We start from the raw sequence: 18295 nt of genomic DNA on the forward strand, positions 1-18295 counted from the left end.
CTACCACTTGCAGCCGTTGTCTTTATCGAAGGCGTCTTTCAGCAGCATGGGGGCGGCGAGCAAGCCCAGGTTGGCATAGGCCTTGGCGCAGTCGGCGCGCTCGGCGCGATTGATATCGCGCGCCAGCCGGGCTTTTTCCGGATCTTCGCGCAGCGGTTTGGCGTTAGCGTTTGCAGGTTCCAGCTGCCGCATCTGCTGGCGCAGCCCCTCGATCGTGACGCGCGGTTCCGCGTGTGCGGCGCTGGCGGTGGCTTTTCCCTGCCGCGCCGGCCGGGCGGCCATTTCAACGGCTGCGGCATGGGCCGGGCGTGGCGATCGCGCGGCGGGGGCCGGCTTCGCCGCCGCGCTCCTTGATGGCGGGGCAGGCGGCGGCAAAGTGATGGGCACCATGCTGACCCGCAGCGGCGGCGGCGCGGCAGTTGGCGGCTGTTGCGCGGCTTTCAAGGCGAACAGCGCCAGCGCATGCAACAGCAGGCTTGCGGCGATGGCCAGCGGCCGTCGTGGCAGCGGCGAAGGGCGGGGAACGGTAAGCGAGCTCATATCTGTAAACTAAATGCGGACCTTTGCCATGTTGATGGCATTGTTGTTTGCGTTTGGTGCATGGCTGGTGACATTGCGGCGGCGGGACTCATGGTAGAGTGCGCGCGCGCCGCAAAGTGCCCTGGCGGTGTACCATCTGGCATCCGCAATCTGGACCTTGAGCGATGGAAACCCGCTGGCTGGAAGATTTTTTGGTATTGGCCGATACCGGCAGCTTCACCCGTTCCGCCGAACTGCGCCATCTGACGCAGCCGGCTTTCTCCCGGCGCATCCGCGCGCTGGAGAGCTGGCTGGGCGCGGACCTGATCGACCGCACCACCTATCCGACCAAGCTCACCGCCGCCGGCAAGCTGCTGCGCGAACAGGCGGTGCCGCTATTGGCTCAGCTGAATACCACCCGCACCATGCTGCGCGGCTTGCAGCCCTTGCCGCAGGGCACGCTGGAGTTCGCGGTGCCGCACACGCTGTCGTTCTCGTATTTTCCCAAGTGGCTGACCGCGGTCGAGGACGGCTTCGGCCAGCTGTCTTGCCGCCTGCAGGCCAGCAACGTGCACGACGCAGTGCTGGCTTTTGTCGAAGGCGGCAGCGACTTCCTGATGTGCTACCACCATCCCAAGCAGCCGGTCGAGCTGCATGACGCGCGCTATGGCGGGCTGCGGCTGGGCGTGGAGCGCTTGCGGCCGTACTCCATCGCCGCGGACGGCGCGCCCGTGTATGCCCTGCCGGGGCGGCCGGACGCGCCGCTGCCTTTTCTGGGCTATGCCAGCAACGCCTATTTCCGTTTGATGAGCGATTTGCTGCTGGTCAGCGGGCCGCAGCCGGCGCACCTGTCCTTGCGCTACGAGACCGATATGGCCGAGGGACTGAAGCAGATGGCCTTGGCCGGCCATGGCCTGGCTTTCCTGCCGGAAAGCTCGGTGGCCGCCGAGTGCGCGGCCGGCCTGCTGACGGTGGCCGGCGGCGATGAATGGAGCGTGGAAATGGAAGTCCAGCTGTATTGCGACCGTAGGCGCGCCAAGCCGGAACAGGAGGCGTTGTGGGATTATCTCAGCGCGCGCTATCCGACAGTATGAGCCTCTACTTGCGCTAGGCCTGGCTGGATCAGGCTTGGGCAAGGTTATGCATTTCCTGCATGACCTCATCTGCATTCGGAATTGGCCAACTATGTCGTGTGGGCATACAGTGCGAGGCATTCCAGGCCGCGCATGACGGCCGCCCTGAGGAGAACGCAGATGACCACCCGCATCGAACATGACCTGCTCGGCAACCGCGATGTGCCGGCCGCCGCCTATTGGGGCGTGCACACCCTGCGCGCCATCGAGAATTTCCCGATCACCGGCCAGACCATAGGCAGCTACGGCGACCTGATCCGCGCGCTGGCCTGCATCAAGCAGGCTGCCGCCCAGGCCAACCGCGATCTCGGCATACTGGAGCCCAAGCTGGCCCAGGCCATCGTCGATGCCTGCGAGGAGATCCGCGCCGGCAAGCTGCACGACCAGTTCGTCGTCGACGTGATCCAGGGCGGGGCGGGCACTTCCACCAATATGAACGCCAACGAGGTCATCGCCAACCGCGCGCTGGAGCTGCTGGGCCACGCCAAGGGCGAGTACCAATATCTGCACCCAAATGAGCACGTCAACCTGTGCCAGAGCACTAATGACGTGTATCCGACAGCCTTGCGTCTGGCCGCCTTCTGGGGCGTGCTGAAGCTGGTGTCGCGCATGGAAGTGCTGCGCAAGGCTTTTGAAGACAAGGCCGAGGAGTTCAAGGATATCCTGAAGATGGGGCGCACCCAGCTGCAGGACGCGGTGCCGATGACCCTGGGCCAGGAATTCCAGACCTACGCCGTGATGCTGGGCGAGGACGAGCAGCGCCTGAAGGAAGCCAGCGCCCTGATGCTGGAGATCAACCTTGGCGCCACCGCCATCGGCACCGGCATCACCGCTCACCCGGATTACGCCAAGCTGGTGTGCCTGCACCTGTCGGAGCTGGTGGGCTGCAAGCTGATCACCGCGCCGAACCTGATCGAAGCCACCCAGGATTGCGGCGCCTTCGTCCAGCTGTCCGGCGTGCTCAAGCGCGTGGCCGTCAAGCTGTCCAAGACCTGCAACGACCTGCGCCTGCTGTCGTCCGGCCCGCGCGCCGGCTTCGGCGAAATCAATCTGCCGGCGCGCCAGGCCGGTTCGTCCATCATGCCGGGCAAGGTCAATCCGGTGATTCCGGAAGTGGTGAGCCAGGTGGCGTATGAAGTCATCGGCAACGACATGACCATCACCATGGCGGCCGAAGCCGGCCAGCTGCAGCTGAACGCCTTCGAGCCGGTGATTGCCTACAGCCTGTTCCGCAGCGCCGGCCACCTGGCCAACGCCTGCGACACGCTGACCGAGCACTGCGTCAAGGGCATCACCGCCAACCGCGAGCGTCTGCGCCAGAGCGTGGAAAACTCCATCGGCCTGGTGACGGCGCTGAACCCGGTGATCGGCTACGAAGCCGCCACCCGAGTCGCCGCGGAGGCCCATGCCAACGGCAGCAGCGTGGCCGACGTGGTGCTGGCGCACGGCCTGCTGACGCGCGAACAGCTGGACGACATCCTGCAACCCGACACGCTGACCCAGCCGCGCTGGGTGACGCTGTAAAAACCGTTTCCTCCTTTGTTTGACTCGTGATTCCCGGCGCCTGGTGCGCCGGTTTTTTTGCGTCACACCCCACTCGAATTTGCGTCCTGTGGCAGAGGGCCTTATAACGGTTATTGTGCAGTGCACAATACGGAGGTAGGAGATGCGCAATCTGCTATGGTGGAGCCTGGAATTCCCGCTCAAGCTTTGGTCCTGCCTGCTGGAGCAGGGCAAGTGCCAGCAGCAATACTGGCGTTCCAGCCTGTTTCACGGGGCCCGGGTGTGCCTGAGCCCGGCGCCGCTGCCGGACAAGCTGGCGCGTATTTCGCGGCGCGGCTGCGCCGATGGCATCTCGCTGTATTACGACAGTTGCCCGGCGCGTTTCGAATTATGGCGCCAGGCCTGTGGGCATCTGCTGCCGCATGAAGACGCCAATCTAGCTTGGCAGCATTGCCTGTCGCGTTGTCAGCAGGCCTGCCAGGATGGGGTGGTGGATATGGGGCGGGAATTGGCGCGCGGCTGACTCCCGCCTCGCCAGTCGGCCGCTGCTGTCGGATAATCCCCCATTTGACCGGAGAATGCCTTGGCTAACCCCTATCAATTGGGCGAATCGCAATTGCAGCAGTTGGCGCCGCGCTTGCAGCGCTATATGGCTGACCAGCTTGGCGTGGAGGTCGGTGGTTTCGAGGCGCGCTTCCTGCTCGACTTCCTGGCGGCGGAATTAGGGCGCGAGATCTACAACAAGGCGCTGCAGGACGCGCAGGCGGCTTTGGCCACCCGTATGGAAAGTTTGCAGGCCGCCATTTGGGAACTTGAGCAGTAAGCGCCTGTTCGCGCTGACCATGCCGTTCAATTGGGGTTACAATCGATCATCTTTCCCCTGCCCCTGTATTGCCGATGCTTTATTTGCGCTTGATGATGAAAGGCTTCCTGCTGGCGGTGCTGATGGTGGTGCTCGGCTTCGCCTGGGTGGCCTGGAGCATCGTCGATTACGGCAACGATGAAGAGTCGTCCGGCGCCGACGCCGCGCTGGTGCTGGGCGCCGCCGCCTGGGGCAATAAGCCGTCCCCTGTGTTTCGCGAGCGGATCAACCACGCGGTGAAGTTGTATCAGAGCGGCAAGGTGCGCTGGATCGTGTTCACCGGCGGCACGCCGGAGCCGGGTTATCCTGCCGAGGCGGACGTGGGCCGCGAGTTCGCCGCGCGCCAGGGCGTGCCGATGACGGCCATGCTGGTGGAGAATCAATCGCGCACGACCTGGCAGAACCTGTCCAATGCCAAAGACCTGGGCCACCAGTTTGGCATCCGCTCCTATCTGCTGGTCAGCGATCCGCTGCACATGCGCCGCGCGGTGCTGATGGCCAGCGACCTGGGACTGAGAGCCTATCCCGCGCCGACGCAATCCAGCCGCTTCCGCACTGTGTCCAGCTGGTCGCGCTTCTTGGCGCGCGAGACTTGGCTATATGTGGGTTATCGGGTATTCCGCCAGTTATCCTGATGGTTTGTGGATAAGTTTGCATTCCGGCTTGGGCTGTGGATAAGCTGGGATGCCAGCCCAGAGGCAAGAAAAAAGCCGGCATGAGCCTAATGCCGTTCACTTAAGAGAAAAGCACCGTCTCCGTGCATGGGAAACGGTGCTTTTTTTGTGGATTCCTGTGCTCTCAAGGCCAGAAAAGTCGCCCGAAAATCCTTAAGTGAACGGCATTACCGGCATGAGCCGGCTTTTTCACGGGCGGCGGATGCCGCTCAAGCGGTGTGCCACAGATCGATCAGTTCGCTGGCTTCCAGCGTTTTCACTTCGGCGCGAGCCTGCAGCCAGCGGGTCAGTTCGCCGCGCAGCGCATCGTCGATCTTGCGCTCGCTCACCGGGAAGGCTACGCCTTCCAGCTTGCCCTTGCCGTCGAAATGGCCGCCGAAGCTGATGCCGGCCTCATCCACGCGGGTCAGCCAGCCATCCAGCAGCGCGTCGGCATCCACGCCTTCGTGCAGTTCGGCCACCAGATGGAAACCCAGCTCGCGGAATTCGCCCACGCGCATTTTCTTGCGTTGGCGGGCGTTCAGGCGTTTCAGACGTTGGGCGGAATTGGCGTTGCGGATAGAAGCCATGGTAAATCCTTATTCTTCAAATCGGGCGATCATAACAGGTTTTGACGAACCTTCCGGTTAAGATGGTTCGGACAGATCATGCCATAGCAGCGACCCAACCAGCAGGGGGCCAGATTGCAGATTTACACCATAGACGATTTTCAAGCCATGCCGTGGGCCAATGGCGGCGGCCGCACGCTGCAGCTGTTCCGCCTGCCGCATCCGCAGCGGCCCGAGGCGTTCGCCTTGCGGTTTTCCATCGCCGACGTGGCGCAAGGCGGTCCATTTTCATTTTTCCCTGGCGTAGACCGGCAGCTGGGTTTGCTGGAGGGCGAGGGCATGGCGCTGAATCTGGCCGATGGCCGCTCGCTGACATTGGACCAACTGGGTCAGGTGGCGGCGTTCGAAGGCGAGCTTGGCGTGGCGTGCCGTCTGCTTGGCGGGCCGCTGCGCGACTGCAATTTGATGCTGGCGCGCGATTGGGGACAGGGCGATCTGAAGCGCATGGCATGGGAAATGGCCGAGACCTGGACGCTCTTTGCCGATGACTTGGTTCTGCTGTATCTGCAGCAAGGCCAGTGGCAAGCGGAGGGGCGGACGCTGCCGGGCGGCTGCCTGCTGCTGTTGGAGCGGGAAGCCATCACGCTGCGAGTCGATGGTCCGGCAGTGGCCTGGCTGGCCAGAGTGACACGGTTATCGGCTTGAGCGCGGGCCATGAAAAAAGCCAGACGGCTGCCTGGCTTTGATTTCATCTGGGCGGCCTTACAGCCCCAGTTCGCTCCAGATCGCGTCCACACGCTGCTTGACGGCCGGGTCCATCACGATGGGCGTGCCCCATTCGCGGTGGGTTTCTCCCGGCAGCTTGTTGGTGGCGTCCAGCCCCATTTTGCCGCCCAGGCCGGAGATCGGGCTGGCGAAGTCCAGATAGTCGATGGGTGTGTTCTCGATCAGCGTGGTGTCGCGCACCGGGTCCATGCGCGTGGTGATCGCCCAGATCACTTCCTTCCAGTCGCGGGTGTTGACGTCGTCGTCCACCACCACGATGAATTTGGTGTACATGAACTGGCGCAGGAAGCTCCAGCAACCCATCATCACCCGCTTGGCGTGGCCGGGGTATTGCTTCTTGATGCTGATCACCGCCATGCGGTAGCTGCAGCCTTCCGGCGGCAGGTAGAAATCCACGATTTCCGGAAACTGCTTGTGCAGAATCGGCACGAACACCTCGTTCAGCGCCACGCCCAGGATGGCGGGCTCGTCCGGCGGCTTGCCGGTGTAGGTGCTGTGATAGATCGCATTTTCTCGCATCGTGATGCGGTCTATGGTCAGCACCGGGAAGCTGTCCTGCTCGTTGTAGTAGCCGGTGTGGTCGCCATACGGGCCTTCCAGCGCCATGTCATTGGGGTGAATATGGCCTTCCAGCACGATTTCCGCCCGCGCCGGCACTTGTAGGTCCGACCCTATGCACTTGGCCAGCTCGGTGCGGCTGCCGCGCAAGAGGCCGGCGAACTGGTATTCCGACAGCGTGTCCGGCACCGGCGTCACCGCCCCGAGTATCGTCGCCGGGTCGCAGCCCAGCACCACCGCCACCGGATAGGGCGCATCCGGGTTTTGCTGGCGGAACTCGCGGTAATCCAGCGCGCCGCCGCGGTGCGCCAGCCAGCGCATGATGACGCGGTTCTTGCCTATCACCTGCTGGCGGTAGATGCCAAGGTTCTGCCGCTTCTTATTCGGCCCGCGGGTGACGGTCAGGCCCCAGGTGATCAGCGGCGCGACGTCGCCGGGCCAGCAGTGCTGGATCGGCAGTTTTTCCAGATCGACGGCTTCGCCTTCCCAGACGATTTCCTGGCACGGCGCCTTTTTCACTTCTTTCGGCGCCATCGACAGCACCTGCTTCAATAGCGGCAGCTTGTCCCAGGCGTCTTTCAGGCCCTTGGGCGGCTCCGGCTCCTTCAGGTAGGCCAGCGTTTTGCCGATTTCCCGCAGCTGCATGGTGTCGGACGCGCCCATGCCCATGGCCACGCGCTCCGGCGTGCCGAATAGATTGGCCAGCACCGGGAAGCCGTAGCGGCGGCCGTCCTTGACCGGCTGTTCGAATAGCAGCGCCGGGCCGCCTGCCTTCAGTACGCGGTCGCCGATTTCGGTCATTTCCAGATAGGTGGACACCGGCGTCTGGATGCGCTTGAGCTGTTGTTGTTGCTGGAGTTGTGCGGTGAATTCCCGCAGATCGGCATATTTCATGACTGTTTCATGATCTGGCGCAAAGTTGGAGTAGGGGCGCTTGGATAATCTAGCTTCGGACGTCGCGCTCGGTTGACTGGCTATTTTACTGGCAAAGGCGGCCAGCGTCAGGCCTGATTTTCTTGACCATTGGAGAAGATAAAATGAAGAAGCTCGCATTTGCCGCCATGATCGGCATGCTTTCCGCCAGCGCATTTGCCGCTCAGGGCGACATCCTGGCCCGCTTCCGCGTGATCAATGTTGATCCGGCTACTAGTTGGGACAATTCGGGTGCAGTGCCCGGGTTGAGTGTCGATGCCAAGAATGCTACGGTTCCCGAGCTGGACTTCACTTACATGATCACCAACAACATCGGTGCGGAGCTGATCCTGGGCACCTCGCGCCACAAGATCACAACTAATAAGTTTGGTGATGTTGGTAAAGTATCTGTATTGCCGCCGACGCTGACTCTGCAATACCACTTCGCGCCGGAGGCCACCTTCCGTCCGTATGTCGGCGCAGGCTTGAACTACACCAACTTCTACAACTCCGGTCTCAGCGTCGCAGGCGTGACCAATCTGAGTGTGGATAAGAATAGCTTCGGCCCGGCGCTGCAAGCGGGCGCGGATATCGCCATCAACAAGAACTGGTTCTTCAATGTGGACGTGAAGAAGCTGTGGGTGAAAACGGACGTAAGCGCTGATCAACTGGGCGGCGCCAAGTTGGGTACCCTGCATGTTGATCCGTGGGTGTTCGGTATCGGTATCGGCACCAAGTTCTGATAGATAGTAGTCGGGACGATGAAGGACGCCGGGAGGCGTCCTTTTTGTTTTGCAAGCGGCGATCTTCGCCATTTTTCATTCTTTTGCCATCTGGCGCTTAGCTGCAAGGCGCCACCCGCTGTCATTCGTTCCCCTGGTGAATTTTCTGATTCGCACGCTGTCCCTCGCTATGAGGGGCTGGAGGCGATATCTGGCGAAAAGCTGGAGATCCTTGCGACATTTGGCTCGACACTGGTTAGACTTCATCCGGATGCGGTCGCTTCGAGGGCGGCTTTGGACAAAATTGTTGTCAAAAAACATCAATCCAGCGCGATGATTTTTCAACGGATTCATCGCGGTTACGGATAATCTTTACCAGTTTTTTTTCATTGAAAAGAGCAACTTATCCCATTGGCTTGTCATGTCGGTTCGCCAAGGTGGGGAAATGCGCTGAGGTCTTGAATTTACTGGGGATTTCTCCCGCCCCGGCGGGGAGATTTTTGTTAAAATGGCGCCCTTTTTTCGTGGTGGGGAAGATTCATGGCTCTCCTTGAAATCAAAAACGTGGTCAAGCGCTTCGGCGACTACACGGCAGTCAACGATGTCAGCCTGTCGGTAGAGGCGGGCGAATTCTTCACCCTGCTTGGACCCTCTGGCTGCGGCAAGACCACTTTGCTGCGCATGCTGGCCGGTTTCGAACAGCCGGACGACGGCCAGATCCTGCTGGATGGCCAGGACATGTCGCAGGTCGTGCCGGAGAAGCGCCCGGTGCACACGGTGTTCCAGAGCTATGCGCTGTTCCCCCATATGACGGTGCGCGAGAACATCGCCTTTCCGTTGAAAATGGCCAAGTGGGACAAGGCCAAGATCGAATCGCAGGTGGACAAGCTGCTGGCCGACGTGCGCCTGAGCCAGTTCGGCAACCGCTACCCGCACGAAATGTCCGGCGGCCAGCGCCAACGCGTGGCCATCGCCCGCGCCCTGGTGGACCGTCCGCGGCTGTTGCTGCTGGATGAGCCGCTGTCGGCGCTGGACGCCAAGCTGCGTGAGGAAATGCAGATTGAGCTGATCAATCTGCAGAAGGAAGTCGGCATTACTTTCGTCTACGTCACCCACGATCAGGGCGAGGCACTGGCCTTGAGCCACCGCATCGCGGTGATGAGCCACGGCAAGGTGGAGCAGCTGGACGTGCCGGAGAAGCTGTACAGCTATCCGAAGAACCGTTTCGTCGCCGATTTCCTCGGCCAGTGCAATGTGCTGGACGGCACAGTCAAGGCGCTGCATGGCGACGCGATGACCGTCGCCATCAAGGGTTGCGGCGATGTGAAATGCCAGGCGGTGCCGGGCGTGAAGGAAGGCCAGATGGGCTGGCTGGCGCTGCGGCCGGAAAAAGTGAGGCTGGACAAGGAACTGGCCGCATCGCCGGACGAAGTCCATTTCAAGGGCCGCGTTCACGATTGCCTGTACCTGGGCGACGTCACCCTCTATGTGGTGGAGGTGGCCGACGGTGTGCGGGTGGAGGCGATGCAGGCCAACAACATCCCTGGCATCGCCAAGTTCTTCGATGACGGCGATGTCGTCGAAATCGCCTGGCGCTTCGACGCCGGCAGCTTCCTGACGGAGTAAGCCATGGCCACGCGTGATCGATTCGGCAAGTGGGCGCTGTCCTGGCCCCCCTTGCTGTACTTGGTATTGTTTTTCCTGATCCCGTCGCTGATCATGCTGGTGGCGGCGTTCCGCCAGCCCGGCGATTACGGCGGCCTGGCGCCGCTGTACCTGATCGAAGATGGCCACCGTGTGTGGCAGCTGACATTGGACAACTTCCATAGGCTGGTGGAAGAGCCGCTGTACGTCGAGCTGTTCATCAAGTCGGCCGGTTATGCCGCCATCACCACGGTGGTGTGCCTGGTGATGGCTTATCCGCTGGCCTGGCTGATCGCCCGCTCCGGCAAGAAGTACCGCGACCTGCTGCTGCTCTTGGTGATCCTGCCGTTCTGGTCCAACTTCCTGATCCGCATCTACGCCTGGATGATCATCCTGGGGCCGCAGTCGGCTTTCACCAAGGCGCTGAACACGGTATTGGTGGCGCTGGGCTTTGAGCCGGTGCGCTTGCTGTTCACTTCCTTTGCCGTGATCGTCGGCCTGGTGTACGTGCATCTGCCCTTCATGGTGCTGCCGCTGTACGCCAATCTGGAAAAACACGATATGGCGCTGCTGGACGCGGCGCAGGATCTGGGCGCCAACGCCTGGCAGCGCTTCTGGCGCGTGACCTGGCCGTTGAGCCTGCCCGGCGTATTCGCCGGTTCGGCGCTGGTGTTCATTCCGGCGCTGGGCATGTTTGCGATTCCGGACATCCTGGGCGGCACCGAGTCCATCATGATAGGCAACCTGATCAAGCAGCAGATTCTCGACACCCGCGACTGGCCGTTTGGCTCGGTGCTGTCGATCATGCTGACCGGCGGCGTATTGCTGATCGCCGTGCTGGGGGCCGTGGTGGCCAGAAAGGGGAAGGCGCGTGGCTAAGAAACAATCGAAGTGGCTGTGGGCTTCGGCCATCCTGACCTATCTGTTCCTGTACCTGCCGCTGATCATCGTGGTGCTGTACTCGTTCAACGATTCGCGTCTGAACGCCGAATGGGTGGGCTTCACGCTCAAGTGGTACGACAAGCTGTTCCATAACGAGAAGATGCTGACCGCCGCCGCCAACTCGCTGGTCATCGGCATTCTCGCCAGCTTTTTCGCCACCATTCTGGGCACGCTGGCCGGCATCGCGCTGCATCGCTACAAGCTCAAGCTGCTGCCCTTCCTGGTGCTGACGCCGATCGCGATCCCCGAATTGCTGATGGGCGTGTCGCTGGTGATCTTCTTCGTCATCGTCAACCAGCTGATCGGCATCCTGGAGCTGGGCTTCATCACCATCCTGCTGTCGCACATCGCGTTCTGCATCGGCTTCGTCGCCATCGTGGTGCGGGCGCGGATGCAAGGCATGGACGACAGCCTGGTGGAAGCGGCGCGCGACCTGGGTGCCACGCCGTTTCAGGCTTTCCGTTTGATCACGCTGCCGGTGATCAAGCCGGGCATCATCGCCGGCGCGCTGATGGCGTTTACCTTGTCCATCGACGATTTCGTGATCACCTTCTTCACCGCCGGCGCTGGCGCCAGCATGCTGCCGCTGGAGATCTACTCGATGATCAAGATCGCGGTCACGCCGGAAGTCAACGCGGTATCGAGCTTGCTGATGCTGCTGACATTGGCTTTGATCGTCATCGCGACCAGAGTGTCGCCCAGCGCTCTGCGCGCCAATAGCTGAAGAATCGGGCGGGGCGCTGTCCGCGCTTCGTTCCTGTCGGATCTGGGCGGCGCCGAGCAGGCGCCGCCTGATGTTCGCAGTACCAATGTTGTGCCATACAAAGGAAACAATATGAAGAAGATTCTCGCAATGCTGGCGCTGGCAGCGTCGACCCAAGCATTTGCCGCCGATGAGCTGCATCTGTACAACTGGAACAACTATCTGTCCGAAACCGCGGCCAAGAACTTCGAGGCCTACTGCAAGTGCAAGCTGGTGCAGGACTACTACGGCGACAACGAAGAGCTGCTGGCCAAGCTGGCCGCCGGCGCCAAGGGCTACGACATCGTGGTGCCGACCGGCTTCGCTGTTGACGCGCTGATCAAGCAGGGCAAGGCGCAGCCGCTGGACAAGGCGCAGTTGCCCAACTTCAAGAACCTGAACCCGGGTTACCTGAACAGCTTCTTCGATCAGGGCAACAAGTACTCCGCGCCGTACGCCTTCACCACCACGCTGATCGGCTACAACGAGACCAAGCTGAAGCAGCTCGGCTTGCAGGATAAGGTCAATACTTGGGCGCTGATCTTCGATCCGACGCTGCTTTCCAAGATCAAAGGCAAGATCACCGTGCTGGATTCGCAGCGCGAACTGATCGCCGCCGCGCTGATGTACCTGGGCAAGCCGGCCAATTCCACCAATCCGGCCGACTGGAAAGCCGCCCGCGACGTGATCCTGAAAGCCAAGCCGTACTGGGCTGCCTTCAACAACCAGTCCTATATCAAGGAGCTGACCGTCGGCAATATCTATGTCGCTTTCGGCTACTCCAACGATATGTTCCAGGCTCAGCAGGATGCCAAGAAGGCCAAGCGCAACTTCGCGCTGAACTTCAGCCTGCAGAAGGAAGGCAACACCTTGTCGCTGGATAATTTCGTGGTGCTGAAAGATGCCCCGCGCAAGGACCTGGCCTACAAGTTCATCAACTTCATGCTGGACGGCAAGAACGCCGCGGGTCTGACCAATGAAATGGGCAACGGCAACCCGAACGTCGCCGCCGGCAAGTTCGTCAAGACCGAGCTGACCAAAATCCCGGCGATCTTCCCGACCGCGACCGACCTGCCGCGTCTGCAGCAGCTGCACGATCTGAATTCCAAGGATCGCCGCGAACTGAACAAGGTGTGGTCCGAGATCAAGCTGAAGTAAGCGGAAGCGGATATAAAAAAGCCAGCTCATCGGGGCTGGCTTTTTCTTTATATAGATATCTTCAATTCAGATGCAGCCGCAGCAGCTGGCTGATCTTCTCGATGCGGTGGTCGACATGGGCCGGCTTGCGCGGTTCATGGCTGACCCAGATCGTCGTCATGCCCAGCTCCTTGGCCGTCAGCAGATTCGGTAGCGAATCTTCCACCATGATGCAATGCGCCGGGTTCAGCCCCTCGCGCGCCAGTACCGTCTGAAACGCGCCGAGGTGCGGTTTGGGCACATAGTTCAGCTGATCCACGCCATAGATGGATGCAAAGTGATGCTGAATCTTCATCCGCTGCAGGATGCCTTCCACATAGTGTTGCGGCCCATTCGACAGAATGATCTTGCGGCCGGGCAGGGCGGTCAGGTTTTCCGCCAGGCGGTCTTCAAACTGCAGCCACTGAGCCAGCACCTCCACCGGGTGGGTATCTATCAAGAATTGCTGCGGGTCAATGCCGTGATGCGTGGTCAGGCCGTGCATGGTGGCGCCGTACTGCGCCCAATAACGCGAGCGCAGCGCGCACGCTTCCTCTTCGCCCACGCCGAGGTGACGCATCATGTATTCAGTCATCAGCTTGTTGATGTGGTCGAAGATGCCGCCGCTGGCGTGATGCAGGGTGTCGTCTAGGTCGAAAATCCAGGTTTTGTGGCTCACGTTTGGACTGCATGCAGAAAGTTGGAGGGGATGCAGATTATCCACGCGTAGCGGAATAACAGCCAGTGCAAGCCTGTCACCCCCATCTTCAGATTATAGTTTTGTTACATATCAGTCACTTGCTGTCTTTTGTCGAAAATCTTTCAATTTTTCTCGCAAAAGGTGTTGACGAGGTTCGGGGGCGGGCGTATAGTTCGCCTCACTCAGCTGACGCAGCGAACGAAACAAGCCGAACGAAACAGGTTCAGGCGGCGGTCGCAGCGACCAGCACAGCTCTTTAACAGAACGAATAACCGATAGGTGTAAGTGCTTGGCGAAAGCCAAAAACTTGCACTGCAAGAGATAGGAAATACCAGTTATTTCTTTGAACTTGCGTGCCAGAAAATTTGCTATGAGATTGAACTGAAGAGTTTGATCCTGGCTCAGATTGAACGCTGGCGGCATGCTTTACACATGCAAGTCGAACGGCAGCACGGGAGCTTGCTCCTGGTGGCGAGTGGCGAACGGGTGAGTAATGCATCGGAATGTACCGTGTAATGGGGGATAGCTCGGCGAAAGCCGGATTAATACCGCATACGCCCTGAGGGGGAAAGCGGGGGACCGAAAGGCCTCGCGTTATACGAGCAGCCGATGTCTGATTAGCTAGTTGGTGAGGTAAGAGCTCACCAAGGCGACGATCAGTAGCGGGTCTGAGAGGATGATCCGCCACACTGGGACTGAGACACGGCCCAGACTCCTACGGGAGGCAGCAGTGGGGAATTTTGGACAATGGGCGCAAGCCTGATCCAGCCATGCCGCGTGTCTGAAGAAGGCCTTCGGGTTGTAAAGGACTTTTGTTCGGGAGGAAATCCCGCTGGTTAATACCTGGCGGGGATGACAGTACCGGAAGAATAAGCACCGGCTAACTACGTGCCAGCAGCCGCGGTAATACGTAGGGTGCAAGCGTTAATCGGAATTACTGGGCGTAAAGCGTGCGCAGGCGGTTGTGCAAGTCTGATGTGAAAGCCCCGGGCTCAACCTGGGAACGGCATTGGAGACTGCACGACTAGAGTGCGTCAGAGGGGGGTAGAATTCCGCGTGTAGCAGTGAAATGCGTAGAGATGCGGAGGAATACCGATGGCGAAGGCAGCCCCCTGGGATGACACTGACGCTCATGCACGAAAGCGTGGGGAGCAAACAGGATTAGATACCCTGGTAGTCCACGCCCTAAACGATGTCAACTAGCTGTTGGGGGTTTGAATCCTTGGTAGCGTAGCTAACGCGTGAAGTTGACCGCCTGGGGAGTACGGCCGCAAGGTTAAAACTCAAAGGAATTGACGGGGACCCGCACAAGCGGTGGATGATGTGGATTAATTCGATGCAACGCGAAAAACCTTACCTGCTCTTGACATGTACGGAACTTGGTAGAGATATCTTGGTGCCCGAAAGGGAGCCGTAACACAGGTGCTGCATGGCTGTCGTCAGCTCGTGTCGTGAGATGTTGGGTTAAGTCCCGCAACGAGCGCAACCCTTGTCATTAGTTGCCATCATTAAGTTGGGCACTCTAATGAGACTGCCGGTGACAAACCGGAGGAAGGTGGGGATGACGTCAAGTCCTCATGGCCCTTATGAGCAGGGCTTCACACGTCATACAATGGTCGGTACAGAGGGTCGCGAAGCCGCGAGGTGGAGCCAATCTCATAAAACCGATCGTAGTCCGGATCGCACTCTGCAACTCGAGTGCGTGAAGTCGGAATCGCTAGTAATCGCAGATCAGCATGCTGCGGTGAATACGTTCCCGGGTCTTGTACACACCGCCCGTCACACCATGGGAGTGAGTTTCACCAGAAGTGGGTAGGCTAACCGCAAGGAGGCCGCTTACCACGGTGGGATTCATGACTGGGGTGAAGTCGTAACAAGGTAGCCGTAGGGGAACCTGCGGCTGGATCACCTCCTTTCTAGAGAAGGCGATCGTCAAGTACTTACAGCCTATCGGTTATTCAAGTTAAGGGCATTTTCGATGAAAATCTGCGCAGCTCTGCGTTGAAAGCCTCCTCGTGTACTGGATGTACACGTCGTCAGCTTTCGCCTGGATCTGCTTGATTTTGATCGAAAAGGATGTGGTATGAAGCGACTACTGGGTTTGTAGCTCAGCTGGTTAGAGCACTGTGTTGATAACGCAGGGGTCGTAGGTTCGAGTCCTACCAGACCCACCAGTATTTTTTGGGTCAGGCAAGGCGCGAGGGAGCGACATGTGCTTATGCACATGAGCGACTGAGCAACGCAGCATCACCCAAAAAGAGGGGGATTAGCTCAGTTGGGAGAGCACCTGCTTTGCAAGCAGGGGGTCGTCGGTTCGATCCCGTCATCCTCCACCACACCGCAAACAAAATCGAATTGAGAAGTTTGATTCTGTTTGCGTTGTAAAACGCCCGATCTTTAACAAACTGAAGAAGCCGAATATATAAGACGGCGAAATGAAAGCGTAGAGTTAACTCTTTACGCGGACAAATCGTCATCTTGGGTATTTGATTGTATCTAAGGCTGCGTCGCCAACTCAAAAGGGGCGGTGCAGTCGTCGCACAAACACACTTGTTGTTTTAGTGATCTAGGTTACTGAAATGATAGGGTCAAGCGACTAAGTGCATCTGGTGGATGCCTTGGCGATCACAGGCGATGAAGGACGTGTAAGCCTGCGAAAAGCGCGGGGGAGCTGGCAATAGAGCTTTGATCCCGCGATATCCGAATGGGGAAACCCGGCCCTTAGGGGTCATCCCAGACTGAATACATAGGTCTGAGGAGGCGAACTCAGCGAACTGAAACATCTAAGTAGCTGAAGGAAAAGAAATCAACCGAGATTCCGTAAGTAGTGGCGAGCGAACGCGGAACAGCCTGTATGTGATAGAGATTGCGTTAGTGGAAGGTTATGGAAAGGACCGCCATAGTGGGTGATAGCCCCGTACACGAAAACGCATTCTTGGTACTAAGCATACGAGAAGTAGGGCGGGACACGCGAAATCCTGTCTGAAGATGGGGGGACCATCCTCCAAGGCTAAATACTCGTGATCGACCGATAGTGAACCAGTACCGTGAGGGAAAGGCGAAAAGAACCCCGGGAGGGGAGTGAAATAGAACCTGAAACCGGATGCATACAAACAGTGGGAGCGGACGTGTTCCGTGACTGCGTACCTTTTGTATAATGGGTCAGCGACTTACGTTCAGTAGCGAGCTTAACCGAATAGGGGAGGCGTAGGGAAACCGAGTCCGAATAGGGCGCTTTAGTTGCTGGGCGTAGACCCGAAACCGAGTGATCTATCCATGGCCAGGATGAAGGTGCGGTAACACGCACTGGAGGTCCGAACCCACTAGTGTTGCAAAACTAGGGGATGAGCTGTGGATAGGGGTGAAAGGCTAAACAAACTCGGAGATAGCTGGTTCTCCCCGAAAACTATTTAGGTAGTGCCTCATGTATCACTTCCGGGGGTAAAGCACTGTTATGGCTAGGGGGTCATTGCGATTTACCAAACCATGGCAAACTCTGAATACCGGAAAGTGCGAGCATGGGAGACAGACGGTGGGTGCTAACGTCCATCGTCAAGAGGGAAACAACCCAGACCGCCAGCTAAGGTCCCAAATGATCAGTTAAGTGGTAAACGAAGTGGGAAGGCCTAGACAGCCAGGATGTTGGCTTAGAAGCAGCCATCATTTAAAGAAAGCGTAATAGCTCACTGGTCGAGTCGTCCTGCGCGGAAGATGTAACGGGGCTCAAACTGATAACCGAAGCTGCGGATGCGTCGGCTTCACCTTAGCTTGTTGCAAGCTTGTCATCGCGAAGCGATGACAAAGCCCACCCCAATGGTCGCCAGGCCATGAGGGAAACAAGCAGGCTAAGGGAAGCCGATGCGTGGTAGGGGAGCGTTCTGTAGGTCTGTGAAGGTGTCTCGTAAGGGATGCTGGAGATATCAGAAGTGCGAATGCTGACATGAGTAGCGATAAAGCGGGTGAAAAGCCCGCTCGCCGAAAGCCCAAGGTTTCCTACGCAACGTTCATCGGCGTAGGGTGAGTCGGCCCCTAAGGCGAGGCTGAAAAGCGTAGTCGATGGGAAACGGGTTAAAATTCCCGTACTTTTGTGTAGTGCGATGTGGGGACGGAGAAGGTTAGGTCATCAGACTGTTGGAATAGTCTGTTTAAGCCGGTAGGCTGGGGGTGGTAGGCAAATCCGCCGCCCCTTAAGGCCGAGACGTGATGACGAGGGTCTACGGACCTGAAGTGACTGATACCACGCTTCCAGGAAAAGCCACTAAGCTTCAGCTACACAAGAACCGTACCGCAAACCGACACAGGTGGGCAGGATGAGAATTCTAAGGCGCTTGAGAGAACTCAGGAGAAGGAACTCGGCAAATTGATACCGTAACTTCGGGAGAAGGTATGCCTCTTAGAGTGTAGGACTTCGCGTTCGAAGCTTTGAGAGGTCGCAGAGAATCGGTGGCTGCGACTGTTTAACAAAACACAGCACTGTGCCAACACGAAAGTGGACGTATACGGTGTGACGCCTGCCCGGTGCCGGAAGGTTAAGTGATGGGGTGCAAGCTCTTGATCGAAGCCCCGGTAAACGGCGGCCGTAACTATAACGGTCCTAAGGTAGCGAAATTCCTTGTCGGGTAAGTTCCGACCCGCACGAATGGCGTAACGATGGCCACACTGTCTCCTCCTGAGGACTCAGCGAAGTTGAAGTGTTGTGAAGATGCAATCTCCCCCGCTGCTAGACGGAAAGACCCCCGTGAACCTTTACTGTAGCTTTGCATTGGACTTTGAAGTGGTTTGTGTAGGATAGGTGGGAGGCTAAGAAGCCAGGACGCTAGTTCTGGTGGAGCCGACCTTGAAATACCACCCTGACCCCTTTGAGGTTCTAACCT

At 59.0% G+C, this 18295-nt stretch carries 16 protein-coding genes, 2 tRNA genes and 2 rRNA genes; 16 read left to right on the top strand and 4 right to left on the bottom strand.

Annotated elements, in window-relative coordinates; genetic code table 11:
- Positions 1–540, bottom strand: coding sequence for a hypothetical protein (locus BI343_RS07915; protein WP_071109293.1), 540 nt, complete (start codon positions 538–540; stop codon positions 1–3).
- Positions 541–704: 164 nt separating this feature from the next.
- Between BI343_RS07915 and BI343_RS07920 the strand changes: the two genes are divergently transcribed.
- From BI343_RS07920 to BI343_RS07940, 5 genes are all read left to right on the top strand, one after another.
- Entirely contained in the window at positions 705–1613 is a 909-nt protein-coding gene (locus tag BI343_RS07920; RefSeq protein ID WP_071109294.1) for a LysR substrate-binding domain-containing protein, read from the top strand.
- A gap of 159 nt (positions 1614–1772) precedes the next feature.
- A complete protein-coding gene (aspA, locus tag BI343_RS07925) occupies positions 1773–3176 on the top strand; it encodes an aspartate ammonia-lyase (RefSeq protein WP_043624164.1) in 1404 nt (467 codons plus the stop codon).
- Between the two features lie 142 nt (positions 3177–3318).
- A complete protein-coding gene (locus BI343_RS07930; protein WP_071109295.1) occupies positions 3319–3678 on the top strand; it encodes a hypothetical protein in 360 nt (119 codons plus the stop codon).
- Between the two features lie 60 nt (positions 3679–3738).
- Entirely contained in the window at positions 3739–3978 is a 240-nt protein-coding gene (locus BI343_RS07935) for a DUF2164 family protein (RefSeq protein WP_052246721.1), read from the top strand.
- A gap of 74 nt (positions 3979–4052) precedes the next feature.
- Positions 4053–4652 (top strand): YdcF family protein, encoded by a 600-nt coding sequence (locus BI343_RS07940; protein ID WP_043624158.1) that lies wholly within the window; start codon positions 4053–4055, stop codon positions 4650–4652.
- 248 nt (positions 4653–4900) lie between these two features.
- Here the strand turns inward: BI343_RS07940 and BI343_RS07945 are convergent, their stop codons facing one another.
- Complete coding sequence (locus BI343_RS07945; RefSeq protein ID WP_071109296.1) at positions 4901–5260, bottom strand: 50S ribosome-binding protein YggL; 360 nt, start codon at positions 5258–5260, stop codon at positions 4901–4903.
- Between the two features lie 114 nt (positions 5261–5374).
- Between BI343_RS07945 and BI343_RS07950 the strand changes: the two genes are divergently transcribed.
- A complete protein-coding gene (locus BI343_RS07950; RefSeq protein WP_052246720.1) occupies positions 5375–5944 on the top strand; it encodes a HutD/Ves family protein in 570 nt (189 codons plus the stop codon).
- A 57-nt stretch (positions 5945–6001) separates the two neighbouring features.
- Here the strand turns inward: BI343_RS07950 and ubiD are convergent, their stop codons facing one another.
- On the bottom strand, positions 6002–7477 hold the full coding sequence (gene ubiD / locus BI343_RS07955) for a 4-hydroxy-3-polyprenylbenzoate decarboxylase (RefSeq protein ID WP_071109297.1): 1476 nt from the start codon (positions 7475–7477) through the stop codon (positions 6002–6004).
- A 143-nt stretch (positions 7478–7620) separates the two neighbouring features.
- On the opposite strand from ubiD, the gene BI343_RS07960 reads away from it, so the two are divergent.
- From BI343_RS07960 to BI343_RS07980, 6 genes are all read left to right on the top strand, one after another.
- Positions 7621–8238: an OmpW/AlkL family protein gene (locus BI343_RS07960; protein ID WP_071109298.1), complete on the top strand. Its 618-nt coding sequence runs from the start codon at positions 7621–7623 to the stop codon at positions 8236–8238.
- A gap of 18 nt (positions 8239–8256) precedes the next feature.
- Entirely contained in the window at positions 8257–8586 is a 330-nt protein-coding gene (locus tag BI343_RS19585) for a hypothetical protein (protein ID WP_139165677.1), read from the top strand.
- Between the two features lie 171 nt (positions 8587–8757).
- Positions 8758–9843: an ABC transporter ATP-binding protein gene (locus tag BI343_RS07965; RefSeq protein WP_071109299.1), complete on the top strand. Its 1086-nt coding sequence runs from the start codon at positions 8758–8760 to the stop codon at positions 9841–9843.
- 3 nt (positions 9844–9846) lie between these two features.
- On the top strand, positions 9847–10740 hold the full coding sequence (locus tag BI343_RS07970; protein WP_071109300.1) for an ABC transporter permease: 894 nt from the start codon (positions 9847–9849) through the stop codon (positions 10738–10740).
- A complete protein-coding gene (locus tag BI343_RS07975; RefSeq protein WP_071109301.1) occupies positions 10733–11527 on the top strand; it encodes an ABC transporter permease in 795 nt (264 codons plus the stop codon). Before BI343_RS07970 ends, BI343_RS07975 begins: the two co-directional genes overlap by 8 nt.
- 111 nt (positions 11528–11638) lie before the next feature.
- Positions 11639–12703 carry an ABC transporter substrate-binding protein gene (locus BI343_RS07980; RefSeq protein WP_071109302.1) on the top strand — a complete coding sequence of 355 codons (1065 nt, stop codon included), beginning with the start codon at positions 11639–11641 and terminating at the stop codon, positions 12701–12703.
- 61 nt (positions 12704–12764) lie between these two features.
- On the opposite strand, the gene BI343_RS07985 is transcribed toward BI343_RS07980, so the two are convergent.
- On the bottom strand, positions 12765–13400 hold the full coding sequence (locus tag BI343_RS07985; protein WP_071109303.1) for a pyrimidine 5'-nucleotidase: 636 nt from the start codon (positions 13398–13400) through the stop codon (positions 12765–12767).
- 399 nt (positions 13401–13799) lie between these two features.
- Here BI343_RS07985 and BI343_RS07990 point away from each other — a divergent pair.
- From BI343_RS07990 to BI343_RS08005, 4 genes are all read left to right on the top strand, one after another.
- Positions 13800–15337 (top strand): 16S ribosomal RNA (locus BI343_RS07990).
- Positions 15338–15518: 181 nt separating this feature from the next.
- A tRNA-Ile gene (locus BI343_RS07995) sits at positions 15519–15595 on the top strand.
- Between the two features lie 86 nt (positions 15596–15681).
- Positions 15682–15757, top strand: a tRNA-Ala gene (locus BI343_RS08000).
- Positions 15758–16007: 250 nt separating this feature from the next.
- Positions 16008–18295, top strand: a 23S ribosomal RNA gene (locus BI343_RS08005); the annotation flags it as partial.

Origin of the sequence: Chromobacterium amazonense, assembly GCF_001855565.1 — a bacterium.
Taxonomy (GTDB): Bacteria; Pseudomonadota; Gammaproteobacteria; order Burkholderiales; family Chromobacteriaceae; genus Chromobacterium; species Chromobacterium amazonense.